This window comes from Hominisplanchenecus faecis, assembly GCF_020687205.1.
Taxonomy (GTDB): Bacteria; Bacillota; Clostridia; order Lachnospirales; family Lachnospiraceae; genus Hominisplanchenecus; species Hominisplanchenecus faecis.
This window is the reverse complement of record NZ_JAJEQE010000003.1, coordinates 24,370-49,525: the sequence shown is the minus strand read 5'-3', so window position 1 is coordinate 49,525 and position 25,156 is coordinate 24,370. Positions and strand designations below refer to the sequence as shown.

Sequence of the window (25,156 nt, the reverse complement as noted above, 5' to 3'; positions counted from 1 at the left end):
TTTCCCTCGATTCTATTCCGATATTCTGTTTCCTTCCCAGTGGTTTACCCACCAAAAATAGTATACCATACTAATCCCTGTAAATATTAAGCAACCTGGTATGAATGACAACCATTCACCTACACTAGTTTCTCCCAATACAGATTGCAGATAAGTATATGGTACTCTACCCGTCCAGCAGACAAATACATATTTCCACACATAATCTCCAAGTCCGGTAAGCATCAATGCACTAATTAGTCCTGATATAATCCCTGCTCCAATGGATACCCCTTTTCCAAACTGAAAAGCCAGAATCAGCTGCCACAGATAAAGTGGAACACTGCTTCCCCACAGCAGCAATGCTGCAAATATACATCCTTTCATGATTTCGATATCGCTTGATGCGATTCTTCCAAATCCAATTCCGAATATGATTGCTGTCAATAGGATAGAGCACAGACACAAAACCAGTAGCATCAACAGTTTCGATAAAAATGCTGCAGGTTTATCCGGTAAAGACAACAGATTTTGAAAATCACCTGCATTTTGTTCCTGTTCCATCACACTTGCTGTAAAAATTCCAATAAGTACCGGAAGTCCTGCTCCTATTGCCTGATAAAATGCAATCACTTTCATATTTTCATTCCATGGTGAAAAAAAGTAATATATTAAAAATATAACGCTGGTTATAATCGGAATCAGTAAGTGTGCCAGAATCACAGATGTTCCTTTCATCTTTCGCAAGTCTGCATTAAGAGATCTTCCAATCATCTTATTTCACCTCTCTTCTCTCAAACCATTTCAAAAACAGAACCGTTACAAAAACAAACCAGATGATTGAGAGACACATTCCCGGAACAATGACTCCCGTATCCAAAAGAGGATTCCCTGCTTCTGCGGCAAGTCCATTTGGTAAAACATGAAGCAACGGGCACATCATTCGCATAGGGATTGCAGAAACAAGTACATACCAGATTCTGGTTTGTGATATTACCACACCGCTGACGGTAATAAATAGGCATACGAACAGGTTTACAATCATTCCAAATCGTTCACTTAAAAATAAAGCTACCGGAATCTCCCATAACTCAGAAACCGTCAGAAACAATACTGCAATCAACGCTCCTCCAACTGGAACATGTGTCGTTAGAAGAAAGCCTCCAAGCGTTGCTCCTGCAAACACAATCACATTAGAAAACAAAATCATGTACCCAATATAAATAATTTTCCCCAGCAACAATTTTCTTCTGTCTGTGGGAATAGTCATTAAATGATAGTATTTTATCTTTTTCTCCTGCGCCACAGAAAGATAACAAAATAGAGCAATCATCCCCGGCAGCAAAAGTGTATACCACCAGTTCCAAACACTTTCTGCATAAGCATTTGTCATCCCAAGAGTAAATATAAATGCCATGACAAATGTAAGAAGAGGAAATCCCCAGATAAACTTTTTTCGCATGGTTCTTTTGGCTTTTTGATGTTCTGCTTTTATAATATTAACCATGGATTTCACCTGCTTTCTGGTTTTTTCTTACCACATTCATAAACAAATCTTCAAGATTATCTCCCTGCTTTAATGCTCCTTCGTATCCTAAGATTCCACCTGAAATAATCCCGACTTTATCTGCAAGTAACTGTACCTCTGAGAGAATATGACTGGAGAGAATTACAGTGATTCCCTGTTCCGGAAAAGACCGGATCAGCTCTCGTAATTCCTCGATACCTATTGGATCTAATCCATTCGTAGGTTCATCCAATATCAAAAGTTCCGGTTCTCCAAGCAATGCCATTGCAATGCCTAGTCTTTGCTTCATCCCCAAAGAAAACTGTCCTGTTTTCTTCTTTCCGGTGTTTGTAAGTGATACAATCTGCAAGACCTCATCAATTCTGTTTTCATCTGTACCAAGCAATAATTGTCTTACCTTCAAATTCTCTCTGGCGGAAAGATTTTCATAAATAGGCGGATTTTCAATTAACGCTCCTATTTTTGATAAATCTTTCCTATCCAAAAGTTTTCCATCAAAGTAAATCTTTCCTGCAGTTGGTTTCATCATACCGGTCAGCATTTTCAATGTGGTAGATTTACCAGCGCCATTCGGTCCAAGCAGTCCATAAATCTGTCCCTTTTCGATATTAAGTGAAACATTATTTACTGCTTTCTGCTTTTTAAAATATTTACATAGATTTTGTGTCTGCAACATCATTTCCATCTTTACCATCCTTCCTTCTATATTTCATTTCTTACTGAAATATAATCTATCAGGGAAAAATAAAGATTTGATGAAGTTTGCAAAATAATTTGCCTATTCTATTTTTATTCTCGTATGGAATAAAGCATCAATTGAATATCATTATCAGAACTCGGCTTTCCACTAAAATCAGCAAAACTGTTACAAATACGAAGTCCCAGTTTACCGAATATCTCAGTGATTTCATCCAAACTATATAACCTTATAGGATTTCCTTCTTTCATTTCAGGCTTATAAAGTGCTTCTCCATACATATAGTCTACCTGCCCATATATCAGCGTTTTTCTATCCTTCTCCCATTCAAAAGCAGATAATGTAAGTCCCTTTTCTCCTGCATCCCATAACTTGCAAGGGAAATGTGTTTGGGCATAGCTTCCATTCATGATAGCCATAAAGTGCTTCTATTCGCTTTCCTGCATACCCTTATCGGCTTGTGAAATCATCTGTCTGTACTGTTCCTTCACACTTTCCGGTGCAAGTATCTGTACCTTGCCACTAAAGCCAAACACCCAACCGAAAAAGGTAGGACTGGCTGATACTTCGGTCTGTACTCTGAAGGAAGTCATATCATACGCAAGGGTTGTCACATCTTCTCCGAAACGGTCAACCATTGTTTTCATCAGACTATTATCACATCTTAAATCCACAAGAACTTTCTCGCCTGAGAACATAAAGAATACTTCCTTTGTGTAATTCTCAATATCAAAATCATCAGGCATAGAAATAATATCTTTATCCAATATCTCCGGCTTGGAAGCAATACGGTCTACCCTGAAATTGATAACCTTACTTTTCTTCTCAGAATATCCGAGAACATAATAATAGTCCCCACACCAGAGAAGTTTATACGGACTGAGCTTATATACTTCGCCCTTATTCTTCAGAACCTTCTTCTTTAATCCGGTATAATCGTAATACTGGAAAGAAATCTGTTTACCTGCATTGATGGCGTCATTTATAGCGTCGATGATGTAATATATCTGTTCATTATCCGGCTTAATTCGATTGACCACATAGTTATTACGCTTGCAGTCTCTTTAATGGCTGCGTCGTGTCCCGTAAGTGCCGCAAAAGGAGCAAACTGTGCTGCTCTGTCGTGAAGTGACATACGAGGATGGTTCTTTGATGTCGGATTCGGCAGATTGATTATATCGTCATAAGAATGATTGTCCATCTGTTGCAGCACCTCCTTTGCTCGACAAACTTGAATTTTCAAATTAGTCTTTGCAAATAACCTTTGAACCTTCACCATCAATTACAATTCCCTGACGGTTGTTAATTGGGCATAGATTCAAATCCGAAAACTCAGTCATTATTTTCTCGGTAACTTTCTTAAATGGTGCTGTAAGATAATGCGGAAGAACATAGAAATCAATCAAATCAAGCCCTGCATCATCTTCTTGTGAGTAGTCCTCTGGCTTTTCATCCATTTGCTCGATATATTGGATGCTTGGAGCGCATATAATTGCACCTGCCGACTCGCCGATCATCAATTTTCCATTTGCCAATTCCTTTTTCAGTAGCCCATCAGTTCCCGTTTTACGGAGCTGGTCCATAAGAAAGAAAGAATTTCCGCCGGTAAAATATATCACATCTGCTTCTTCAAAAACAGACTGTATCGTTGAATAAGCCTCCGTTGAAATATCAATTTCAGTTACGATTGCTCCCAACTTTTTGAATAATTTTCGAGCCGAGCCGACATAACCGGTGTAGCCTTCACGCAGTGAAGCTGTTGGAATAAATGCGACTTTCTTATTTTCAATTTCTTCCTTTATCAGACTTCCCACACTTGAAAAGTGCGAACATAAAAATAGTTTCATCAATATTCTCCTTTATAAATTCCGATTTATCTATTCAATCCTCTATAAACCCTGTATTTTCAAGGCATATCGCCTATTAAATGTTCAAACCTTATGTATTTTCCCTTGTTTTTGCCCTTATGAGCCGAAACAAGGGAAATTTTTATTCTCCGCCGATTACCTTATCCAGCAGTCTTGCGGAAGTACGCTTCGCTTCCCTTGTAGCGTGAGCGTAAATGTTCATTGTGGTACTGACATCAGCGTGTCCGAGAAGTTCCTGCACATCTTTAGGTGCTGCACCGTTTGAAAGCAGATTGCTTGTATAGGTGTGTCTGAGCATATGAAAGTGGAAATCCTCCAATCCCTCCACCTTTTTTCTCGCTGTCCTGCACATAATCCCCACCGTACTCGGTGCTTCAAATGCCCCATCAGGTCTAAGGCAGACAAAGGATAATTCCTTGTACCCCTCTGGGACTTCCTCCGACCTCGGCAGACTGTAAACCTCATAATAGGTGCGGTCTTTTTCTTTGACCTCCAAATAGTAATTAAGGCTGTACAGTTCCCCGTATCGAAAACGGTTTTTGTGCTGTTCTGTTTTCGCAGTTTTCAGGATTGCGGCAAGCGTATCGCAAAAGTCCACGGTGCGGATTTTTTTACGCTTTGTTGCCCCTATTTCTGTTTTGTGCCTTGCCCCGTTGTAACGCATACTGCGGCGTACTGTCAGATATTGTTCTTCAAGGTTAATGTCCTGCCAAGTCAGACCACAGACCTCTCCAATACGCAAACCTGTATAATAGGCTATCTGTATAGGAAGAAGTGCAGGATTGTTTTTCTTTTTCAGGAAGTCCTCTAATCTCTGATACTGTTCGTAGCTGAGCGTTGGTGTGGAGGCAGTTTCTCCGTCCTCGTCCGAGAACAGTTCGCATTCTTCTTTCTTTCCTCGCCATACCACATACTGCATCGGGTTAAAGGTTATCAGTCTTTTCGGGAATACCGCAAAACGGAACGCCCCTTGTAAAACAGCCGAAAACAATCGGAGATACCCTTTGCTGAGTGCCTTTGCGGTTGTACCGTCAGGATTTGTACCGCCAAAGCTGAGAAAGTCTATATACGCCTGTAAATGGTCGGCGGTTACGGTTTTCAGCTTTCGGTTTCCTATCGGGTGCTGTTTGATACGGTTGACCGTTCCCTGATAGGACATTACCGTACCATTGCTGAGATTGCCGGGTTTCAGTTCTTCCTCCACCCACAGATCGAGCAGCATACCAACTGTGATGTTTTCAGACTTCGCAACGAATTTCTTTTCCTCATAGTCAGCGATTGCTTTTCTGAGCAGGGCTTCTGTTTCAGACTTGCTTTCTGTTCCCACAAACTCTTTCTGTACTTTTCTGCCGCTTTCATCTTCGATATAGAAGCGTGCGTACCACTTTTTACCTTTTTTTCTTACAGAACCTTTTGCCATAGATAAATTTCTCCTTTCTATCCGTGGCAATCGGGACTGTGACATATGGTGTGCGTAAAGTAATAGTGTCACTTATGCCGATGAATGTCAATCGGCATTTTCACTTGTCAAAGTGCCACGGAATTTTTCTTTTTCAGCAACCCTTTCTTCGGCTGCTGTCACTATCCCGAACAGGTCGCCCATCTTTACAGCGGTGCGTCCCTCATCGTAGATATGTAAAATCCCATCTAAAAACTGCTTCATATTCTCGATAGGAAGTTCCATTTCTTTACGGTAAACCCTTTCCATAATCGCCCCTGACTCAATCGCATAGCGGCGTAAGGACTGCTTTAAGCCCTCGTCCTCCGCTACACGGTCAACCTCAGCCATTGCGTCTGCAAAGTGATAAGTCATAACCGTATAGAGGTCAATCATCTTTCCGAGGAATGTGGTAAGCAGTTGTTGGTGCGGTTCTCCCTTTACCACAGAAGAAACCGTATCAAGATATTTTTTGATATGTTCCTCCATATCCCTTGCACATAAAGTGCGGCTGTCATATTCCTTATCTTCGGAAAGTCCTGTCAGCCATTCGGGAGTGGTCAGGAGTGCTTCTGCCAGCCCGTTGATAATCATTGTACGCTTCGGGTCTACTCCGTCCGCTTCATATCTTTGAATGGTAGATTTGTTTACCCCGACACGCTTACCAAGTTCGGGCATTGTTAAGTTTAATTCTGTTCGGCGTTCTTTCACTCGTTCACCGACCTGTTTTGCGGTGAATGTAATTTCTTTTTTCAAGGCTTTCACCTCCTATTGCTGATAGCATAGCACAGAAAAACCTATTTTGCAACCATAAATTTAATAATAGACAAAAATATTTCTTAATAAGTTGCAAAATGAGTTGACAAGAGGTATCAAAATAAGTATAATTACAGATACATAGTTGCAAAATGCGTGTTTTGAAAGGAGGTTGATAAAATGGGCAACATCAAAATGGGTTTAACCATAGAAGAAGCAGCAGAATGTACGGGTATCGGAAGAAATACAATGCGTAAGTTGGTAGACTGGGGCAAACTTCCCGTCCTCAAGGTCGGAAGAAAAGCGATTATCCGCAGGGATACTTTAGAGCGATTTATGAGCGTCAATCAGGGAAGAAACCTGCTGAATGAAAACGATGTCCGCAAAGTAGAATAACCATTCTCCAAGCCCTCGGCGTTTGAGAGCGAAATACACCCCTCGCACAAATCTTCGATTTGTACTCTGGGTATTTCGCCCTTGCAGGGGGCACTGTACCATCGCTTCGGGCAATGCACCGCCGCTATGATACAGAAGAAAACAGCCCGCTGTTTTCTTCGCTGTCCGTCTGCTTACGCCGCCGAAACAGCGGCAACCGATTTCTCGGTTGCAAAAAGAGTATGCCCGTCACGGGAGGAAGGAGTATATGGCAAGACATTCATTTATACAGATGTCGAAGCTATCCAATGTCAAGGGAAGAATATCCTATATCACAAGCCACGCAAAGCAGGAAAACCTTTATGCCACCTACCGCACCGCCGACAATGAATTTTGGAGTAACCTTGCAAGGGAAAGCCAGCAGGAGTTTAAGCGGAGCGGCACAGAGGGCAAATGTATCGAAGCAAGGGAATTGATTATCGCCCTGCCCGAAGTTTATACAAGATACGAGCCGCAGGAAGTCCTTGAAGATTTTACGGAGGAGTTCCGCAAGAGATATGGTGTGGAGTGCGTGTCAGCCCTCCACCACAACAAACGCAAAACCAATTATCATATCCATCTTATCTTCAGCGAAAGAAAACTGCTTCCTGAGCCTGACATCAAGAGAGCCACACGCAGCGTGTTCTATGATGAAACGGGCAAAAGGGTACGCACCAAGAAAGAAATCACAGGGGAGGACGGGCAGATACGCAAAGGCTGTACCGTCATTAAAAAGGGCGAGGTTTACGAAAGCCACCTCTTTACCGTGAAAGATGATAAATTCAAAAGCGAGCCTTTTCTTCGGGAGATAAAAGAGATTTACACCGACCTTATCAATCGGCATATCTCCGATCCCGAACAGCAGTTAAAGGTATTTGATAAGAACAGCGTTTATCTTCCCACCAAGAAAATCGGCAAGAACAATCCCAAAGCCGCCGAGATTGAAGCGGACAATACCGCAAGGCAGGAATGGAACAGGACAGCGGATATGGCGTTGTTATCGGGTATTTCCGAAGCAAAGATTTTAGAAGTCAAGCAGACCGAGATACACGAAAAAGCAAGCCAGTCAATTAAAAGCAAAGGCTGGCTTCCTAATCTGTTCCGTGGGATTGTGGCAAAGGCAAAAGATTTTCTGCAAAACCTTATTCGGGAAAAGGATATGCCACCCAAGCCTACACTTGATATTGATATGGCAGAGTTCCGTCATATGCGAAATCTGATGATAAAAGTACAGGATAAGGCAAAGGAAATTAAAAACTTGCAGGACAAAGTTCTGCCGCACTTGAAACAGCAGCTTGCCGATACAAAGGGGCTTTTCAAAGGTAAAGAACGAAAAGCGTTGGAGGTAAAAATCAAAGAAACCGAAGCGGAGATTGCCGACAGGTTGGATAAAATCCCCGATACACTCAAAGCGGACGGTTATCCCGATGTACAAGTTTTTATGAGGACTTTCCGAGAAATGGAAAGCGTTGTAGAACAGTACAACCGTGACCTTGCCGAGTGGGAATATCAAGTCAGCAGGAAACCGACAGCCGCCGCCAAAGAACAGCACAGACCACCCGAAAAGCAGAGCGTGCTAAAACATCTGCGTGAGATACAGGAACGCAACAAGCAGAAACCACCGCAAAGACAGCGTAAGAAATCCATTGACAGAGATAGCCGATAGGCATTGAAAAACCGCCGTTACGGTTTTGCCCATAGCGGCGGCATACATAATATTCTATTTGTTCTCACAATTTTTAACAAACGCTTGAACAACTGAGAAAATTCTCATATGCAGTAAAGAAGCAAGTAACTGAAAACAAGCGATAGACCTCCAGTTTGTTTTATACATTTCCACAATGCAAAAACTATGAAAACCTCTTAGGTTACTATTTACCAACTATGAAAACCTTTCTCTCTATTTTTGTTATTATCACTTGACAAAATGTAATGAGCATATTACACTATGTATGTAATTACTTAGTTACATTTTGGAAAGGAGAGATGACTTTGATATGGAATAGGATTAAAGTTCTACGAGCCGAAAGAGATTGGACACAAGCAGATTTGGCAGATAAGGTTGGGATTTCTCGACAGGCGGTTATATCAATAGAAAAATATAAATATACTCCGTCTTTGGAGTTGGCTTTTAAGATTGCAGAAGTCTTTGGCGTTTCTATTGATGAAGTTTTTGAGCATAGGGAGGATAAATAACATGAATGAACAAATAATTATCTTAGTTTTTCTCATTATCGCATTAGGCATAACTCTTTGGTTATATATTTCAAAAGCCAAGAAGCAAGTGAAATACAGAGGAGATGAACGCTGGCAACTGATACAATTAAAAGCGAGTAATGCCGCAAATCTTGCACATTCGATTTTGATAGTTTTAATTGCTGTTCTACCACTTTTTATAAATATGCAAACAACAGTTACACTCCAACGAGTTTCAATTTTTGCTTTGCTCTATATTGGAATACGCAATTTAATTGAACTGGTTGCAACGATTTATTTTGACAAGCGATTATAATGTGGACACAAAATGTTTAAGAATACAAATATTGCACATGAAATCCTGCTGGCGGTATTGTTACTTTGCACAGCATATCTAGTATATTTGATTATAGTCAATCCATTGGGTAAGCATGACATTATATTTGCACTGGCTGTTACGATAGGATTTATTTCATTAGGACAGGATAAGAAAAAAAGATAGATTTCTGCTTATCGAATGAATAGCAAAAACAGCCGGTCACGATAAACGGGTTACACTCGCCGTTGACTGGCTCATCTGTCCTTGCGATATGGTAATTAAGAGAGCGACAGCAAAAATGCTGCCGCCCTCTTTTTAGGTATAAATCAGTTCGCTATATATAATTTCTCTCGCCCTTGCTTGTATCTCATTCATTCTTCCAATCCATAATATCGGGCTTTCTGCTTTTAGTTGTTTGGTCACGCCCTCCCTGTCAGCCATTTGCTCGACCAAGCGGAACATCATATTTGTTGCCTGTTCGTTAATGTCAGCAAGGTAACAGTTCAACTTGCCGCTTGTGAGCAGTGTAATGTAAACCGCCCTTTTATGTTCCTGCAAATAGCGTTTGTGTCGCTGTCCCCATAAGCCGATAGGCTTGTGTTCTTTTTCGGTTGGTAAAGTAAGACAAGGAATATAATAATCTCCCTGCAACTCATACCATAAACCGTTTCTTTCATCATAAATATACTTGTCCATTAAAAAATCCTCCGTTATAATATATTCACACATATGTCACAGTTCTCCGATTGCCACACTCTGTTATATCTTGTTATGAGATTTTCTTGCCCTTGATTTTGCCCTTATAAGCACTCAGGGAAAGAGTAAACTTGTGTGAAATCATGTAAAGAGATAAGGTGAACACACTGCGATAAATCCTTTATTTTCAAGGCTTTTGGAGGATTTTATTGATAACCTATGGAGAGCAATAATCACTCATAATTTTATGGTTTTCAAATTCCAGTTTATATTTCTGTTTGTTTTAAAAATGGGCAACTCCGATTGGAATTGCCCACTCATTGCACTAATTATGCGATTTTTTCTTGCTTGCACCGATTTCTGCATCAATTGATGTAAGTTTGATGTAAATCGCTGTTTTTTTAGTTTTTTATCAAATGAAGTACGTCCCGTCTATTTGGTAAAACGGTACATCTTTACATCATCTTAATAGAGCTTTGCACCTGCCGGAATGTGGTCATCTACCATCAGAAGATGAAGCTTTTCTTCGCCTTCTTCTTCATGAATAGCACTGAGGAGCATACCGCAAGAGTCAATGCCCATCATCGCTCTCGGTGGAAGATTTGTGATAGCGATAAGAGTCTTTCCAACCAGTTCCTCCGGCTCATAAAAGCTATGAATACCGCTTAAAATGGTTCTGTCTGTGCCTGTTCCGTCATCAAGAGTAAACTGTAACAGTTTCTTTGACTTCGGTACTGCAACACACTCTTTAACCTTTACTGCACGGAAATCTGACTTGCTGAATGTATCAAAGTCTACCATTTCCTCAAACAAAGGCTCAATCTTTACTTTAGAAAAATCAATCTTTTCAGACTCAGTTTTTACATTTTTTTCAGGTGCTTCAGAAGCTGTATTATTTACATCATTTTTCTTATTTACACCATCTAAGGACTTCATTGTCGGGAACAGCAGAACGTCACGGATTGCAGCTGAATCAGTCAGCAGCATACACATACGGTCGATACCGAATCCAATACCTCCTGTAGGCGGCATACCGATCTCCAGTGCATTCAGGAAATCTTCATCGGTGTGGTTTGCTTCTTCATCTCCCTGTGCGAACAGTTCTTCCTGAGCTGCGAAACGTGCTCTCTGGTCGATCGGGTCGTTCAGCTCGGAGTAAGCATTTGCCATTTCCCAGCCGTTCATGAAGAATTCAAAACGTTCTACATATTCCGGATTTTCCGGCTTTTTCTTGGTCAGCGGTGAAATCTCAACCGGATGATCCATAACGAACGTCGGCTGAATCAGATGTTCTTCTACAAATTCTTCAAAGAACAGGTTCAGGATATCGCCTTTTTTGTGACGTTCTTCATATTCGATGTGATGTTCTCTTGCGGCTGCACGGGCAGCTTCAAGGTCTTTGATTTCGTTCCAGTCTACACCGGAATATTTCTTAACAGCATCTACCATTGTGATACGTTCAAACGGTTTGCCCAGATCCATCTCGATACCGTTGTAGGAAATGGTGGTTGTGCCAAGAACAGTCTGTGCAACATAGCGATACATATTCTCAGTCAGATCCATCATGCCGTGGTAATCGGTGTATGCCTGATAAAGCTCCATCAGTGTAAACTCTGGATTATGACGTGTATCCAGTCCCTCGTTACGGAATACACGGCCGATCTCGTAAACACGCTCCATGCCTCCGACGATCAGTCTCTTCAGATACAGTTCCAGGGAAATACGCAGCTTCAGGTCTTCGTTCAGTGCATTGAAATGTGTTTCGAACGGTCTTGCTGCTGCACCGCCAGCATTGGATACCAGCATCGGTGTTTCAACTTCCAGGAATCCCTGTCCGTTCAGATACTGACGTACTGCACTGATGATCCTGGAACGTTTGATAAAGGTGTCTTTTACGTCTGCGTTCATGATCAGATCGACATAACGCTGACGATAACGGATGTCGGTATTGGTCAGACCATGAAATTTTTCCGGAAGAATCTGAAGACTCTTGGAAAGCAGAGTTACCTTGGATGCATGAATGGAAATTTCGCCGGTCTTTGTTTTAAATACTTCACCTTCCAGACCTACGATATCTCCGATGTCCATTTTTTTGAAAGCTTTGTATTCTTCCTCACCGATGCTGTCTCTTGCCACATAAGACTGGATATTGCCCTGCAGATCCTGGATATTGCAGAAAGATGCTTTTCCCATTACTCGCTTGGACATCATACGTCCTGCGAGCACTACACTCTTTCCTTCCAGATTCTCAAACTGATCTTTGACTTCCTGGCTGTGATGTGTCACATCAAATTTTGTGATCTGAAACGGGTCTTTTCCGTCTGCCTGCAGTTCTGCAAGCTTATCGCGGCGGATTTTCAGCAGCTGATTTACGTCCTGTGTCTTTTGATTCTTCTGTTCTCCCACTGTTGTCACTCCTTAATTAGATCTGTGGATGCTCAGTACTTTATAATGGATTTCTCCTGCCTGAGTCTCTACAGTTACTTCATCGCCTACTTTATGTCCCAGCAGTGCATGACCTACCGGTGATTCATTTGAAATCTTTCCTTTCAGGCTGTTTGCCTCGGAAGATCCTACAATTTTGTATTCCATTTCTTCTTCATATTCTTCATCGTAAATCTTGACGCTGCATCCAACGCTGATCTTGTCCAGATCTACTTCATCTTCTACAACTACTTCCGCATTTTTCAGAATTTTTTCGATTTCTTCGATACGTGCTTCGATATCTCTCTGCTCATCTTTTGCTGCATCGTATTCTGCATTCTCTGAAAGGTCGCCCTGTTCTCTTGCTTCTTTGATCTTACCGGCAACTTCTTTACGTCTGTTTACCTTCAGATCATGCAGCTCATCTTCAAGAGCTTTTAAACCTGCATAAGTCAGTAAGTTCTTCTTTTCTTCCATCTTTACCTCCTGATGCCACTCTTAGCAGCATAACTTTAAGTGCAGCGAAAGATTTTCCTGCACTTTTTAACAAATAATTTTGGGAATTCTATGATGCCAGGGTCAAAAGGTCAAAATGTCGTTCTTGCTTGCAAGATAAGACATTTGAACTTGGGACCCGCTAAACATGAGGAAGTAGCTATTTACGCAGTAAATATGCGGATTCCGAATGTTTATAGAATTGCGAGAGTTACTTTGTAACGGAGCAATTCGCAGGCATCTTGTTGGGGGCAAAAGACCTTTTGACCCCAATATCATAATATACATTCGTGAAACAAGATAGCCACTTTTTGCAGCTATCTTGTAATCAAAAATTATACCTTGCGTTTTGTGCCTTGTCAAGCAATCTGCCCTTGTTTTCTGCGTTTTTTACAACAGTTCAGCCTTACGGAAAATATTGTCGTCCGTTTAAGCTTCCGGATTGAACTGTTTTCAAGACGAACTGCAAAGCGTTTATCTCACTCCCAGCTTTGCAGAAGTTCTTCCAGGGCTTCCATGGATTCGACTTCATTCACTCTTTTCCTCAGTTTTGCCGAATGCGGAAATCCTGCGGTGTACCATGCAACATGTTTTCGCATCTCACGGATTCCAGTGTATTCTCCACGGTACTGCAGCTGCAGTCTTGCATGACGCAGCATCATTTTTTTGACTTCTGCGATCGTCGGCGGCTCAATGATCTTTCCGTTTTCCAGATATTCGCTCACCTGACGGAAAATCCATGGATTTCCGCGGGAGGCTCTTCCGATCATCACGCCATCACATCCGGTCTGTTCGATCATGTTCGCAGCATCTTTTGCACAGGTGATATCCCCGTTTCCGATCACCGGAATGGAAACGGCCTCTTTGACCTGGCGGATGATGTTCCAGTCTGCTTCTCCGGAATAATACTGTTCTCTCGTTCTTCCATGTACGGCGATCGCTGCTGCCCCGGATGCCTCAAGAATCTTTGCCATCTCTACGGCATTGACACTGGACTCCTGAAATCCTTTGCGGATCTTTACGGTCACCGGCTTTTTTACTGCTCTGGAAACCCTCTCCACGATCTCTCCCGCCAGTTTTGGATTCTTCATCAGTGCGGAACCTTCGCCGTTATTGACTACTTTCGGCACCGGACAGCCCATATTGATATCGAGAATATCAAACGGCCGCTCTTCAATCTCGGCGGCGGACTGTGCCATAATCTCCGGATCGGAACCGAAGATCTGCAGAGCGATCGGATTTTCTCCCTCTGCGATCTGCATCAAATCCAGCGTATTTTTATTATGAAAGGAAATCGCTTTCGCACTGACCATTTCCATACTCAGAAGCCCGACTCCCTGTTCTTTGCACAGCAGCCGGAACGGCAGGTCCGTAACGCCCGCCATCGGTGCCAGCACACACGGATTTGCAATCTCCACATTTCCTATCTTAAGCTTCATCGTAATCGAATTCCTCACCCAAAAATACTACGCGATAAAACATTTCCAGTGCTTCCATCAGTTCTCGTTTCTCATTCTGAAGTTTTTTGATCTCCAGTACGCTTCCGATCTCGTCATAGAAGAAGTCGTTTTCTTTCGCTTCGGTCTTAAATTCCAGATGACCTTCCGGCGTAAATTCCAGCATCAGGATTCCGCCTACTTTCTGTGTATACAGTACACACATGATCTGCAGTTCCTGACGGATGTGCTCCGGCAGTTTGGAGAACTGCGGATTCAGATAATATTTTTCTTCGTAGGCACTCGCTCCGCACAGAACGACTGTCTCGTTTGCTTTTTTCATGACGTTGTTCCTTTCTTCTTTCTGTTTCATGCGATGTTTAAGAATGCCTCTGGCATTCTTACTGTTGATACCAACAAATTGCCCGCTGCAAAGTAATTCACACGTATCCATACACACCACGTACGGACACTTCTCCGGCGTAGACATTTTCTGTCGTTCCATCTTCTTTTTCCACCAACAGTTCTCCGGCATCGTTAATGCCAAGTGCTCTTCCGCGGTATTCGCCGCACGGGTCAAGCACGCAGACTTCACTTTCTCTGTTCACCAGCATCTGATTATATTCTTCCATCAGTCCGGACATATCGCTCGTCTCTTCAAATTTTTGATAATATTTTTCCAGCCATTCCAGAGAATGCTGTATGATCTGTGCACGATCCACTTCATCCCCGGTGATCATTCGCAGGGAAATGGCCTTTTCTTTCAGTTCTTCCGGGAACTCTGTCATATTTGCGTTGATACCGCATCCGATAACCAGGTAATGGATCGCATTCATTTCAGCACTCATTTCTACCAGAATACCGCAGATTTTTTTTCCTTCCCAGACCACATCATTTGGCCACTTGATCTGGCAGTTCAGACTGTAAAGTTCGTTGACTGCCCTTGTTACTGCCATACCCATCACCAGAGTCAGCATACTTGCTTTTTCCGGGCGGAGATTCGGACGCATCAGAAGTGTCATGGCGATCGCCGTGCCTTTCGGCGTCTCCCAGGCTCTCCCGCATCTTCCACGGCCTGCTGTCTGTTCATCTGCGATCACCAGCGTTCCGTTCGGTGCTCCTTCTTCTGCCATTCTTTTTGCACAGATATTGGTGGAATCAAGTGTATCAAAATATTTCACTTCACAGCCCGCCCAGTCTGTATGAAGTCTGCTTTTTACTTCTTCTGCAGAAATAATATCCGGACATCCTAAAAGGCGATACCCCTTATTGTGTACCGCCTCGATCTCATAGCCTTCTTCTTTAAGCTGATTGATTGCTTTCCATACTGCCGTTCTGGATACGCCGAACTCTTCACAGAGCTGCTGTCCGGAAACAAATTCTTCTGCACCACGCAGACGATTCAGTATTTTACTTTTCATGTTCTTTTACCTCTGTTTAAAACTGCTTTGTATTTCCACAGTTACACTGAAATGCCATACGAATTGTTCCGTACTTCGTACTCTCACAATTCTTTCTACGATCCGCTTCGGTCAGTGTTAAACATGTGCCACTGGCACATAACACTCCACTATTCGCATATCGTGAAGCTTACGCTCCACTTTTATGTCTACCCTGGCATTTTTACATAGCCATGATCTGCATAATAAAAGTTGCTATGAGAAGCAGTGCAAAAATCATAAAAATAATGCTCGGTATGGTCTTCTTTTTATAATAACAAAGTACCATAAATACCACATTGACTATGCTTCCGCATCCGACAGCCAGTGCCATCAGCTGCATGGCAATACTATCCAGCAAAAAGGTCCCGACTGCGGATACGATCACGATCGCAGCGGCAGAGGCTCCTAAGATCTCCAGCCGTTTGATCCATTTTTCTTCTTTTCTTGACATAAAATTTTATGCTCCAAGTGTTGCCGCCATAACTGCTTTTATGGTGTGCATTCTGTTTTCCGCCTCGTCAAATACAACGGACTGTTCAGACTCAAATACTTCATCGGTAACTTCCATTTCTTTGAGGTTGAAACGTTCGCCCATTTCTTTTCCGATCTTTGTCTCCCAGTCATGAAATGCCGGCAGGCAATGCAGGAAAATAGCTTTCTCTCCTGCGTTTTCCATCACTTCTTTTGTTACTTTATATGGAGTTAATTCGCGGATACGCTCTTCCCAGACTTCATCCGGCTCACCCATGGAAACCCATACATCGGTGTAGATAACGTCTGCATCTTTGGTTCCGACCTTGACATCTTCGGTCAGTGTGATGCTTCCGCCGCTCTCTTTTGCATAGTCCTGGCATTCCTCAACCAGTGCTGCGTTCGGAAAATATTTTTCCGGTGCACATGCTACGAAATGCATACCGAGTTTTGCACATGCGATCATCAGAGAATTACCCATGTTGTAACGTGCATCGCCCATGTATACCAGTTTCACGCCTTTCAGATGTCCGAGGTGTTCACGGATCGTCAGCATATCAGCAAGCATCTGTGTCGGGTGGTATTCGTTCGTCAGGCCGTTCCATACCGGAACCCCTGCATATTTTGCCAGTTCTTCCACAATTTCCTGTCCAAATCCACGATACTCGATACCTTCGAACATTCTGCCCAGTACGCGTGCGGTGTCGCGGATGCTCTCTTTTTTGCCGATCTGAGAACCTGAAGGATCCAGATAAGTCGTTCCCATGCCAAGGTCATGTGCTGCTACTTCAAATGCACAGCGTGTTCTCGTGCTGGTCTTTTCGAAGATCAGAGCCACATTTTTTCCTCTTAAGGTGTCAACCGGGATTCCTTTTTTCTTTTTTTCTTTCAGTTCTGCTGCCAGATCGACCAGATAAATGATTTCCTCTGCCGTGAAATCTTTTAAAGTCAGAAAATTGCGTCCTTTTAAATCCATTTTTTTATCCTCCATATTCGTTTCAAACCATTTCATTTTTCATAAATTCAAAAATGGCCTATACTTTCTTTTAAACCGGATCTGCTGTTTCTTTTTTCTCGGTTTTTACAGTCTCTGCAAGTGCTGTCAATGTGCCGGCAACATTCTGCAGTTCCGATGGTATGATGATCTTGGTTGCTTTGCCGTCTGCCACTTTTGTCAGTGCTTCAAAGCTCTTCAGTGCCAGAACGGTTTCATCTGCTCCTGCATCTTTTAAGAAACGCAGACCGTCCGCATTTGCTTTCTGAACCTTCAGGATCGCTTCTGCCTGACCTTCGGCTTCGCGGATCATCTTTTCCTTCTGTGCTTCTGCTCGCAGGATTGCTGCGGTTTTTTCTGCCTCTGCATCCAGGATTGCAGATTCCTTTTTGCCTTCTGCCACAAGCACGGTAGATTTTTTCTCACCTTCTGCACGCAGGATCGCTTCTCTTCGCTCACGCTCTGCTTTCATCTGCTTCTCCATCGCATCCTGAATTGCAGCCGGCGGAATGATGTTTTTCAGCTCCACACGGTTGACTTTAATGCCCCATGGATCTGTGGCAATATCAAGCGACGCACGCATTTTCGTGTTGATCGTCTCTCTGGATGTCAGGGTCTGATCCAGCTCCAGATCACCGATGATATTTCGCAGTGTCGTTGCAGTCAGATTTTCGATTGCCATGATCGGATTCTCCACGCCGTATGCAAACAGCTTCGGATCTGTGATCTGGAAAAATACAACCGTATCGATCCGCATTGTTACGTTATCCTTTGTGATAACCGGCTGCGGTGCAAAATCTACCACCTGCTCTTTTAAAATGACTTTCTTTGCAACACGGTCAATAAACGGTGCTTTCACATGAAGTCCGACCGACCAGGTCGCACGGTATCCGCCAAGACGTTCCACAACCATTGCGGTTGCCTGCGGCACAATCTTCACGCAGGAAAGCAAAAGTATCAGCACAATCAAAAGAAGTACGATCAATATCAACCATCCCATGTTTTCTTCCTCCTTTATTTTCCACTTTTCATTTGATGCCTGCTGATTGCTCTGTTTCAAGGCACTCCCGGCATCCTTTTCACTTTTTACAGTTTTGCCGTTTTTGGTATTTCTATCTACTCATCTTCGGAAATTTCCACGATGTTCGGCATCTCCTGAAAATTGCCCTGCGGTGCAGAATCTGTCAGTACGACGGCATCTTCTAATTTTGCAAAGCTGATCGGGCTGACTTTGTAAAATTTCGTGTGATCACAGAGAACAAAGCACCGGTGGATGCGTTCGATTGCTCTTTTTTTGACCATCGCTTCGTCCTGATCCGGTGTCGAAAATCCGGAGCGTTCGGAAACGCCGTTGCTGCCCAGGAAACCGAGGCTGAAATTAAATTTCTCGATCTGTCTGCATGCCTCTTCTCCGACAACTGCCTCGGTAGACTGTTTGAGTCTGCCGCCGATCAGGATGACTTCCATTCCTTTGCGTGCCAGTTTCTGTGCATGTGACGGTGCATTCGTCACAAAAACTGCCGTTGTCGTATCGGAAATATAATCGAGCATACATCCGGTTGTCGTTCCGGCATCAAGATATACAAAATCATCATCCTGTATCAGTGATGCTGCATAACGTGCAATCAGTCTTTTTTCTTCTAAATTCTTTTCTTCTCTTCGTGACACCTGCTCATCGCGTATGCTCATGTTGTCAGCTGCAACCGCTCCGCCGAAAACCTTGACCAGCTTCCCCTGTGCATCCAACGTATTCAGATCTCGACGGATCGTAGATTCTGAAGTATTTAAATGATCTTTTAACTCCTGAAGTGTCACGCTGCCTCTGTTTTCCAGAAGTTTCAAGATCTCTTTCTGTCGTGTTTTAGTAAGCATATTATCCCACCCCTTTTCATGCTGCAAAAAAATCATATAGTTACATCCCTTGACGCCTTTTATTATAGCTCATAGCAGATAAGAAAGTAAAGCAAAACCGCAGTGCTTTACAACTTTAAAGTCACTGCGGTTTTTCTGAGGAAAAGTTTTATGATGAAGTTTGGGTTTACTCGGCTATTTTTTTCTTAAGCACACCGAGCATCAGTGCTCCGACTACGGTTCCTGCTGCCAGTGCAGCCAGGTACATCAGCGGATTGCCGACTACAGGGAACACGAAGATTCCACCGTGCGGTGCCATCAGCGTACAGTTGAATGCCATGGAAAGTGCTCCTGCAAGTCCGGAACCTATCACGCATGCCGGGATGACATGCAGCGGATCGGATGCTGCAAACGGAATCGCACCTTCTGTGATAAATGCAAGTCCCATGATAAAGTTTGTCGGAGCGGATTCTCTTTCTGTTTTTGTAAATTTATCTTTAAACAGAAGAGATGCCAGAGCGATCGCACACGGAGGAACCATACCGCCGATCATAACTGCTGCCATGATTCCGTAATTTCCTGCTGCGATGGATGCCGTTCCAAATACATAGGCCGCTTTGTTGAACGGGCCACCCATGTCAACTGCCATCATACCTGCTACGATGATACCAAGAAGAACCTTACTGGAACCACTCATGTTTGTAAGAGCTGTGTTCAGTGCCGTGTTCAATGCTCCGATTGGAGGCTCTACGACAAACGTCATAACAAGTCCCACGATCAGAATGCCGAATACCGGATAGAGAAGGACTGGGGCAATTTTTTCCAGTGCTTCCGGAAGTTTTTCGAACAATTTTTTTAAGAGAAGAATAAGATAGCCTGCCAGAAAACCTGCTACTAATGCACCGAGGAAACCAGACTTGCCGTTTGCTGCAATTGCACCACCCACAAATCCGACTGCCAGACCAGGTCTGTCTGCAATGCTCATAGCAATAAATCCTGCCAGAACCGGAAGCATAAATCCAAATGCAAGATCTCCTATGGATTTCAGTGTTGCCGCCACCGGTGTGATCGAACCGAAACTCTGTCGTGCTTCTGCTGTCAATGATGTCATATCTACACAAAGTCCATCGATCAGGAATGCAAGAGCGATCAAAATACCGCCGCCTACGACGAATGGCAGCATGTGTGAAACACCATTCATCAACTGCATATAAATCTGATGGCCTTTGGAGCCTCCTGCTTTTTTCTCGGAAACTTCTGCATTTTCCGATGCAGTATAAACCGGTACATTTCCGGACATTGCCTGCTCTATCAGTTTATCCGCTTTGCTGATACCGTCAGAAACCTGAACTTCGATCAGCTTTTTACCATTGAATCGATCCATCGGAACTTTTGTGTCTGCTGCCACGATGATGCAGTCTGCATTTTTGATTTCTTCCGCAGTCAGCACATTTTTCGCTCCGCCAGAACCTCTTGTCTCTACTTTAATGAAACATCCTTTCGCTTTTGCAGCCTTTTCCAGACCTTCCGCTGCCATGTAAGTATGTGCAATACCGGTCGGGCATGCTGTGACAGCCAGAATACGGAACTGATCTTCCGAGGTCGCTTCGTCTGCTTTCAGTTTTTCATCCAGATCCGGTGCTTCCTGATCTGCTTCATCGACGATCTTCATAAATTCTTCCGGGCTTTTTGCATTCTGCAGTGCTCTGGAAAAATCCTCATCCATCAGAAGTACGGAAAGTTTGCTCAGTACGTCCAGATGTACGTTGTCTTTGGTATTCGGTGCTGCAATCAGAAAGATCAGATGTACCGGCTCTCCATCAAGAGAATCGTAATCTACACCGTCCTTTACAACCATCGCTGCCAGTCCCGGCTTATCTACAAATGCACCTTTTCCGTGAGGGATCGCAATCCCCTCTCCGACACCTGTCGTTCCTTCCTCTTCACGGCGGTATACTTCCTGGCGATAAGCTTCCAGGTCATTGATTTTTCCACTCTTTGCCATCAGTTCGACCATCTGGTCGAGAGCTTCGTTCTTGGATTTTGGAGCACCGTCGATCCTGATGCTTCGCTTATCCAGCAGTTCTGTGATCCTCATAAGTTCTCCTTTCTTACATTTCTTTTTTGTGATAGATTTTCTACAAGAAGCTAATTCAAAAATGCCATACGAATTGTTCCTCACTTCGACATCGTGGTTTCAGGCTTTTGACCCTGGCATCTTTATAATGTTTTATAAATCGCTTCTACTTCTTCTTTTGTGGCAAAATTCTCAGAAAATGCACTGGCACTTCCGGTGGAAACGCCCATTTTGAATGCATGTTCATAGCTGCCTTTCTGCATATAACCTGCAGTAAAACCAGCCACCATGGAATCTCCGGCTCCAACCGCATTGATCAGTTTACCTTTCGGTGCCGGGCTTTCATATACGCTGCCATCCTCAGCAAGAAGCACTGCACCTTTGCCTGCCATGGAAACCAGAACATTTCTTGCTCCCATCTCCTGTAACTTCTTCGCATATGGTGCTACCTGGTCACGCTCTCTGATCTCCACTCCAAAGATATCGCCCAGTTCATGATTGTTTGGTTTGATGAGGAACGGATGGTATTTCAGTACATTGACCAGAAGGTCTTTTGTCGCATCCACCACGATCATGACCTCTTTTTCTTCCAGACGTTCCATAATATCACTGTAAATAGAATCCGGAAGACTTGCCGGGATGCTGCCTGCAAGGATCAGCACATCTCCCTTTTTCAGTGTATCCAGTTTCTTAAGCAATCTTTCAAGTTCTTCATTTCCGATCGAAGGTCCTGTGCCGTTGATCTCCGTTCCATCGATGGATTTGAGTTTGATGTTGATCCTAGAAAATCCATTCTCAAGCTGGATAAATTCGGATGTAATGCCCATCTTCTCGACTTTTCTGCGGATCTCCTCTCCGGTGAAACCGGCGATAAATCCAAGTGCCGTACTCTCAATGCCGAGATTTTTCAGAACGATAGAGACGTTGATCCCCTTTCCACCGGCAAACATCTGCTCTGAACAGGTGCGGTTTGTCATTCCCAGTTGAAAATCTTCCACACCTACGATATAATCCAGACAAGGATTAAATGTTACCGTATAAATCATATGCCTTACCTCTTTCTTTTGCACTTTGGTGTGCCTCTCTGTTTCATGATTGTATTATACAATCATATTCATTCAATTTCAATCATACTAATTCACAAATTTCCCTTTCTGTTTTTGTATAGTTTTCACAAACGTTCATTTTCATTCATATTCATTCAATTTGCATTCAAAATTTGCCATGATGTCAGGGTCAAATTTGTTGCTCGCCATTTATAGAAGCGGGAGTTTTCTCCGACTGAGATAAAAAAAACCACGCACCACCGACCGATTCAGTCAGCAAGTGCTGTGGTTTCTTTTCTTTGCATTTTCAGATCAGTCCTCGTTTGCCCGCTTCCATCACGGCTCCTGCCTTATTGGAAACACCGAGTCTTTTGTAGATCTGCTGTGTATGATATTTTACATTAGCGGTTGTCATATTCAGCTCTGCCGCAATTTTTTCTTTTGACATTCCATCTGCCTGCAGTTTCAGGATTCGAAGCATTGTATCACTCAATGTGACTTCTTCCACACCCACTTTTAAATACGCCGGATAGAATCGTGCCATTTTTTCTGTCTCGTCCTGAACCTTTGCCCAGAATTGTTTATTTTTCCTTGTCTGTGCCGGATTTTTCTCCACTTCCGACGGCTTCCAGGAGGTCGCCAGAAGCAGCGGTCGGATAGCCGCACCTTCTCTTGTGATGATCCGTACAAAATGATATTCTTCTGCTTTTGTCAGTGCCTCGCCAAGTGTTTCATCCCATTTTTTCTCACCCATGCGGTACTGCGTGATCGCAAGAAGCAGTTTCACTTCTATATCAATGTAGGTACGCTGCATCACTTTTGCATAATAGGCACATTTCAAAAGCAGATGATAAGCCTGCTCGTTTCTGCCATTCTGCAGATACACACGCACTTTCGTAATATAATGAAAACGATCATAAATAGAGAATATCAGTTCTTCATCCGGTGCCTGGGCAAGCCATTTTGCAATCGCTGCTTTGTCCGCATCATATAATGCACAGCGAACGAGAAAGGTATCGATATTCGGCAGAATTCTTTCTGCATTTTCCTGCTGTGCTTTACCCTTGAATCTGGTCAGAAGCTCCTCCGCTTCTTTTACTTTTCCGGTAATAATATGAAGCCAGGCAAGCATGCCGTCTCCGACAAAACACTGCTCGATCTTGCCTCCTGCCTCCGCCTGTATTCTTCCCTTATTTGCAAGCATCGCAACTTCATAATTATCTCCGCCCTTTTCAAAAAAGCTTTCTGCAAGTGCCAGATTTACAAGCCCCTTACCATATTTTCCAAGTACAAATTCCACAATCTTGCCAATGCTTCCGGCAAGCTCCCGGTCACGCTTGCTCCACTCACAGAAATCCTTGCCGCCGTTCATCTGGGAAGCCTGATTGCTGGTAACGGAAAACTCCTGTATTTTTACTTCTTTATCCAAAAGAAGCAAATATGCATTTTTCAGGATTTCTACCATATGGTCACTGCCACGGTGCGGAAGTCCGATATCCAGATACAGGATCTTTCCTTTTGCTGAACGCCGTTCACTTCCGGTATGTTCTTTTGCATATTTTTGAAGCTCCCGGTACCAACGTTCGCTCTCTTCGGTATTTAAAAGCAGCGACTGCAGCATACTCATACCACACATCAGTTCCGGGCTTTTACATATTTTTTCTTCCGGCAGTTTAAGATAGTACTGTTTCAGTTCATAATAATAAGCATTGTTTGGTGCTATCCGCACATTATCGATCAGCACCGATGCGATTCTTTCCGTGTCATTCACCTGTTGATACATGGAAAGAGCCTTTAACGGCTGCTTACTGATCTGGTAATAAAGTCCTGCATTTTCGTAAAGCTTACGGATCTGCTCTTTTGTGTATTTTCGCCTCAGCCTCCGGATCATGCTGATCCGCATTTGATTTCTGAGTTTGTAGACCGTTTCACTTCCGTTTCGGACAATATCCATGAAATTACCGATCCACTGAATCCTTCCAAGAAGCGATTCTACATCATTGCGTCCGGTGATCATCTCCGCCATATATACGGTAAAATCTTCCACAATTGCAACTTCCATCAGAAATTCCTGTATTGATATTTCCCAGCGGTCATAGACATGATATTCCAGATAATCCCACATCTGGCTCAGTGCCTCTCCCACCATCGTCCGGTATTCTTCATCTGAAAACGGTTTCGTGACATCCTTTTCATCCTGCCCCATACGCATCTGCCAATAGACACTATTTGTGATGCTCCAGCCGATCGGCATACCAACGCAGTATGCTTTTTCTTTTGCCAGCTGTTCTTCACTGAAGATCATCCCGGTCATGGCAATATACTGATCTGCCTGATCTTCATCAAACAGCAGCTCCTGCTCACCGATCACATAGAAGACTTCACGATACCGCACAGCAGTCAGCCACGGCGGTACCGCACAGCGTCCGCTCAAAATCAGCCACACATCCTCACGCTCCACAAGTTCGATGATCGCTTCCCGGATCTCCTCAGTATCATTCTGCATCGCCATATCGTGCAGACTGTTGATCACCACGGTTTTCCGCTGCTTGGAAACCTTGATCTCACGCAGCTCCTCCACTGTTACCAAACCAGCGTTAAACAGCGTATATTTCCGGTTCTTCAGATATCGCATGACCAGTTCCGTTTTGCCGCAACCGCTGACCCCATAAATATACGCTGTTATATTCTCTTCATCTGCCGCTTTCAGCCGCCTGATTGCACGGCGGGGTTTTACATAGCAGATTTTCTCCCCTTGCATCATCTCTTCCCACATGCTGTTTTCTGCCAATGCAACACCCTGCTTTCTCTGCTGTTTTCCTGCATTTTATGTTTATAAGTTCCTCTTCCCAAGAAAAAGTATAGCAATTTTTCTGTATTTTGTACACTATCCAAACGGCTAGTTTTTTTCTGAAAAACAGGAAAAATTTACAGGATTGTGAGAGTTACTTTGTAATGGAGCAATTCGCAGGCATCCATTGAAGTCAAAAGTTTTTTATCTCAGTCGAGAAGACTCCCACTTCTGCAAG

General features: G+C 43.3%; 25 protein-coding genes. 4 read left to right on the top strand and 21 right to left on the bottom strand.

Features of this window, described 5'->3' with window-relative positions:
• Positions 1-12: 12 nt before the first annotated feature.
• From LKD42_RS01700 to LKD42_RS01660, 8 genes are all read right to left on the bottom strand, one after another.
• Positions 13-753, bottom strand: coding sequence for a lantibiotic immunity ABC transporter MutG family permease subunit (locus LKD42_RS01700; RefSeq protein WP_005330844.1), 741 nt, complete (start codon positions 751-753; stop codon positions 13-15).
• A 1-nt stretch (position 754) separates the two neighbouring features.
• Positions 755-1,486 (bottom strand): lantibiotic immunity ABC transporter MutE/EpiE family permease subunit, encoded by a 732-nt coding sequence (locus LKD42_RS01695; RefSeq protein ID WP_004853398.1) that lies wholly within the window; start codon positions 1,484-1,486, stop codon positions 755-757.
• A complete protein-coding gene (locus LKD42_RS01690; protein WP_248834613.1) occupies positions 1,479-2,192 on the bottom strand; it encodes a lantibiotic protection ABC transporter ATP-binding protein in 714 nt (237 codons plus the stop codon). The genes LKD42_RS01695 and LKD42_RS01690 overlap by 8 nt, the downstream gene beginning before the upstream one ends.
• A gap of 104 nt (positions 2,193-2,296) precedes the next feature.
• Positions 2,297-2,614: a hypothetical protein gene (locus LKD42_RS01685; protein ID WP_248834612.1), complete on the bottom strand. Its 318-nt coding sequence runs from the start codon at positions 2,612-2,614 to the stop codon at positions 2,297-2,299.
• An 18-nt stretch (positions 2,615-2,632) separates the two neighbouring features.
• Entirely contained in the window at positions 2,633-3,244 is a 612-nt protein-coding gene (locus LKD42_RS01680) for a WYL domain-containing protein (protein ID WP_248834611.1), read from the bottom strand.
• A 204-nt stretch (positions 3,245-3,448) separates the two neighbouring features.
• Positions 3,449-4,051 (bottom strand): Type 1 glutamine amidotransferase-like domain-containing protein, encoded by a 603-nt coding sequence (locus tag LKD42_RS01670; protein ID WP_055271744.1) that lies wholly within the window; start codon positions 4,049-4,051, stop codon positions 3,449-3,451.
• A 142-nt stretch (positions 4,052-4,193) separates the two neighbouring features.
• Positions 4,194-5,492 (bottom strand): tyrosine-type recombinase/integrase, encoded by a 1,299-nt coding sequence (locus tag LKD42_RS01665; protein ID WP_117541451.1) that lies wholly within the window; start codon positions 5,490-5,492, stop codon positions 4,194-4,196.
• Positions 5,493-5,579: 87 nt separating this feature from the next.
• The gene (locus LKD42_RS01660) at positions 5,580-6,266 is read right to left on the bottom strand and encodes a helix-turn-helix domain-containing protein (RefSeq protein ID WP_160624900.1); all 687 of its coding nucleotides are present in this window, start codon (positions 6,264-6,266) and stop codon (positions 5,580-5,582) included.
• Between the two features lie 180 nt (positions 6,267-6,446).
• On the opposite strand from LKD42_RS01660, the gene LKD42_RS01655 reads away from it, so the two are divergent.
• From LKD42_RS01655 to LKD42_RS01640, 4 genes are all read left to right on the top strand, one after another.
• Positions 6,447-6,662 carry a helix-turn-helix domain-containing protein gene (locus LKD42_RS01655; protein WP_022358410.1) on the top strand — a complete coding sequence of 72 codons (216 nt, stop codon included), beginning with the start codon at positions 6,447-6,449 and terminating at the stop codon, positions 6,660-6,662.
• Between the two features lie 247 nt (positions 6,663-6,909).
• Positions 6,910-8,346: a MobA/MobL family protein gene (locus tag LKD42_RS01650; protein ID WP_248834610.1), complete on the top strand. Its 1,437-nt coding sequence runs from the start codon at positions 6,910-6,912 to the stop codon at positions 8,344-8,346.
• A 320-nt stretch (positions 8,347-8,666) separates the two neighbouring features.
• Complete coding sequence (locus LKD42_RS01645; protein ID WP_390417681.1) at positions 8,667-8,876, top strand: helix-turn-helix transcriptional regulator; 210 nt, start codon at positions 8,667-8,669, stop codon at positions 8,874-8,876.
• A gap of 1 nt (position 8,877) precedes the next feature.
• A complete protein-coding gene (locus LKD42_RS01640) occupies positions 8,878-9,192 on the top strand; it encodes a DUF2178 domain-containing protein (protein ID WP_248834609.1) in 315 nt (104 codons plus the stop codon).
• 318 nt (positions 9,193-9,510) lie between these two features.
• Here the strand turns inward: LKD42_RS01640 and LKD42_RS01635 are convergent, their stop codons facing one another.
• From LKD42_RS01635 to LKD42_RS01575, 13 genes are all read right to left on the bottom strand, one after another.
• Positions 9,511-9,891, bottom strand: a complete 381-nt coding sequence (locus LKD42_RS01635; protein ID WP_248834608.1) for a TnpV protein — start codon at positions 9,889-9,891, stop codon at positions 9,511-9,513.
• Positions 9,892-10,356: 465 nt separating this feature from the next.
• The gene (gene lysS / locus LKD42_RS01630) at positions 10,357-12,297 is read right to left on the bottom strand and encodes a lysine--tRNA ligase (protein ID WP_248834607.1); all 1,941 of its coding nucleotides are present in this window, start codon (positions 12,295-12,297) and stop codon (positions 10,357-10,359) included.
• A gap of 12 nt (positions 12,298-12,309) precedes the next feature.
• Positions 12,310-12,792 carry a transcription elongation factor GreA gene (gene greA / locus LKD42_RS01625; protein WP_022118758.1) on the bottom strand — a complete coding sequence of 161 codons (483 nt, stop codon included), beginning with the start codon at positions 12,790-12,792 and terminating at the stop codon, positions 12,310-12,312.
• 497 nt (positions 12,793-13,289) lie between these two features.
• Positions 13,290-14,249: a tRNA dihydrouridine synthase DusB gene (gene dusB / locus LKD42_RS01620; protein WP_173866297.1), complete on the bottom strand. Its 960-nt coding sequence runs from the start codon at positions 14,247-14,249 to the stop codon at positions 13,290-13,292.
• The gene (locus tag LKD42_RS01615) at positions 14,239-14,619 is read right to left on the bottom strand and encodes a DUF6145 family protein (RefSeq protein WP_243872536.1); all 381 of its coding nucleotides are present in this window, start codon (positions 14,617-14,619) and stop codon (positions 14,239-14,241) included. Before LKD42_RS01615 ends, dusB begins: the two co-directional genes overlap by 11 nt.
• Positions 14,620-14,686: 67 nt before the next feature.
• Complete coding sequence (locus LKD42_RS01610) at positions 14,687-15,667, bottom strand: biotin--[acetyl-CoA-carboxylase] ligase (RefSeq protein ID WP_248834606.1); 981 nt, start codon at positions 15,665-15,667, stop codon at positions 14,687-14,689.
• A 202-nt stretch (positions 15,668-15,869) separates the two neighbouring features.
• Positions 15,870-16,139, bottom strand: a complete 270-nt coding sequence (locus tag LKD42_RS01605; protein ID WP_248834605.1) for a hypothetical protein — start codon at positions 16,137-16,139, stop codon at positions 15,870-15,872.
• A gap of 6 nt (positions 16,140-16,145) precedes the next feature.
• Positions 16,146-17,135 (bottom strand): ornithine carbamoyltransferase, encoded by a 990-nt coding sequence (gene argF / locus LKD42_RS01600; RefSeq protein ID WP_173896349.1) that lies wholly within the window; start codon positions 17,133-17,135, stop codon positions 16,146-16,148.
• A 70-nt stretch (positions 17,136-17,205) separates the two neighbouring features.
• Positions 17,206-18,153: an SPFH domain-containing protein gene (locus LKD42_RS01595; RefSeq protein WP_022118764.1), complete on the bottom strand. Its 948-nt coding sequence runs from the start codon at positions 18,151-18,153 to the stop codon at positions 17,206-17,208.
• A gap of 116 nt (positions 18,154-18,269) precedes the next feature.
• A complete protein-coding gene (locus tag LKD42_RS01590) occupies positions 18,270-19,025 on the bottom strand; it encodes a DeoR/GlpR family DNA-binding transcription regulator (protein WP_248834604.1) in 756 nt (251 codons plus the stop codon).
• Between the two features lie 166 nt (positions 19,026-19,191).
• Positions 19,192-21,102 carry a PTS fructose transporter subunit IIABC gene (locus LKD42_RS01585; RefSeq protein WP_248834603.1) on the bottom strand — a complete coding sequence of 637 codons (1,911 nt, stop codon included), beginning with the start codon at positions 21,100-21,102 and terminating at the stop codon, positions 19,192-19,194.
• Positions 21,103-21,224: 122 nt separating this feature from the next.
• Positions 21,225-22,127, bottom strand: a complete 903-nt coding sequence (gene pfkB / locus LKD42_RS01580; protein ID WP_248834602.1) for a 1-phosphofructokinase — start codon at positions 22,125-22,127, stop codon at positions 21,225-21,227.
• Positions 22,128-22,434: 307 nt separating this feature from the next.
• Positions 22,435-24,918, bottom strand: coding sequence for a LuxR C-terminal-related transcriptional regulator (locus LKD42_RS01575; protein ID WP_248834601.1), 2,484 nt, complete (start codon positions 24,916-24,918; stop codon positions 22,435-22,437).
• Between the last annotated feature and the right edge of the window lie 238 nt (positions 24,919-25,156).

What these genes read in the sequence shown, in the direction of transcription:
- LKD42_RS01700 (WP_005330844.1), bottom strand. Translation starts at nt 753, where the DNA reads ATGATTGGAAGATCTCTTAATGCAGACTTGCGAAAGATGAAAGGAACA.
- LKD42_RS01695 (WP_004853398.1), bottom strand. Translation starts at nt 1,486, where the DNA reads ATGGTTAATATTATAAAAGCAGAACATCAAAAAGCCAAAAGAACCATG.
- LKD42_RS01690 (WP_248834613.1), bottom strand. Translation starts at nt 2,192, where the DNA reads ATGGAAATGATGTTGCAGACACAAAATCTATGTAAATATTTTAAAAAG.
- LKD42_RS01685 (WP_248834612.1), bottom strand. Translation starts at nt 2,614, where the DNA reads ATGAATGGAAGCTATGCCCAAACACATTTCCCTTGCAAGTTATGGGAT.
- LKD42_RS01670 (WP_055271744.1), bottom strand. Translation starts at nt 4,051, where the DNA reads ATGAAACTATTTTTATGTTCGCACTTTTCAAGTGTGGGAAGTCTGATA.
- LKD42_RS01665 (WP_117541451.1), bottom strand. Translation starts at nt 5,492, where the DNA reads ATGGCAAAAGGTTCTGTAAGAAAAAAAGGTAAAAAGTGGTACGCACGC.
- LKD42_RS01655 (WP_022358410.1), top strand. Translation starts at nt 6,447, where the DNA reads ATGGGCAACATCAAAATGGGTTTAACCATAGAAGAAGCAGCAGAATGT.
- LKD42_RS01650 (WP_248834610.1), top strand. Translation starts at nt 6,910, where the DNA reads ATGGCAAGACATTCATTTATACAGATGTCGAAGCTATCCAATGTCAAG.
- LKD42_RS01645 (WP_390417681.1), top strand. Translation starts at nt 8,667, where the DNA reads ATGACTTTGATATGGAATAGGATTAAAGTTCTACGAGCCGAAAGAGAT.
- LKD42_RS01640 (WP_248834609.1), top strand. Translation starts at nt 8,878, where the DNA reads ATGAATGAACAAATAATTATCTTAGTTTTTCTCATTATCGCATTAGGC.
- LKD42_RS01635 (WP_248834608.1), bottom strand. Translation starts at nt 9,891, where the DNA reads ATGGACAAGTATATTTATGATGAAAGAAACGGTTTATGGTATGAGTTG.
- greA (WP_022118758.1), bottom strand. Translation starts at nt 12,792, where the DNA reads ATGGAAGAAAAGAAGAACTTACTGACTTATGCAGGTTTAAAAGCTCTT.
- dusB (WP_173866297.1), bottom strand. Translation starts at nt 14,249, where the DNA reads ATGAAGCTTAAGATAGGAAATGTGGAGATTGCAAATCCGTGTGTGCTG.
- LKD42_RS01615 (WP_243872536.1), bottom strand. Translation starts at nt 14,619, where the DNA reads ATGAAACAGAAAGAAGAAAGGAACAACGTCATGAAAAAAGCAAACGAG.
- LKD42_RS01610 (WP_248834606.1), bottom strand. Translation starts at nt 15,667, where the DNA reads ATGAAAAGTAAAATACTGAATCGTCTGCGTGGTGCAGAAGAATTTGTT.
- LKD42_RS01605 (WP_248834605.1), bottom strand. Translation starts at nt 16,139, where the DNA reads ATGTCAAGAAAAGAAGAAAAATGGATCAAACGGCTGGAGATCTTAGGA.
- argF (WP_173896349.1), bottom strand. Translation starts at nt 17,135, where the DNA reads ATGGATTTAAAAGGACGCAATTTTCTGACTTTAAAAGATTTCACGGCA.
- LKD42_RS01595 (WP_022118764.1), bottom strand. Translation starts at nt 18,153, where the DNA reads ATGGGATGGTTGATATTGATCGTACTTCTTTTGATTGTGCTGATACTT.
- LKD42_RS01590 (WP_248834604.1), bottom strand. Translation starts at nt 19,025, where the DNA reads ATGCTTACTAAAACACGACAGAAAGAGATCTTGAAACTTCTGGAAAAC.
- LKD42_RS01585 (WP_248834603.1), bottom strand. Translation starts at nt 21,102, where the DNA reads ATGAGGATCACAGAACTGCTGGATAAGCGAAGCATCAGGATCGACGGT.
- pfkB (WP_248834602.1), bottom strand. Translation starts at nt 22,127, where the DNA reads ATGATTTATACGGTAACATTTAATCCTTGTCTGGATTATATCGTAGGT.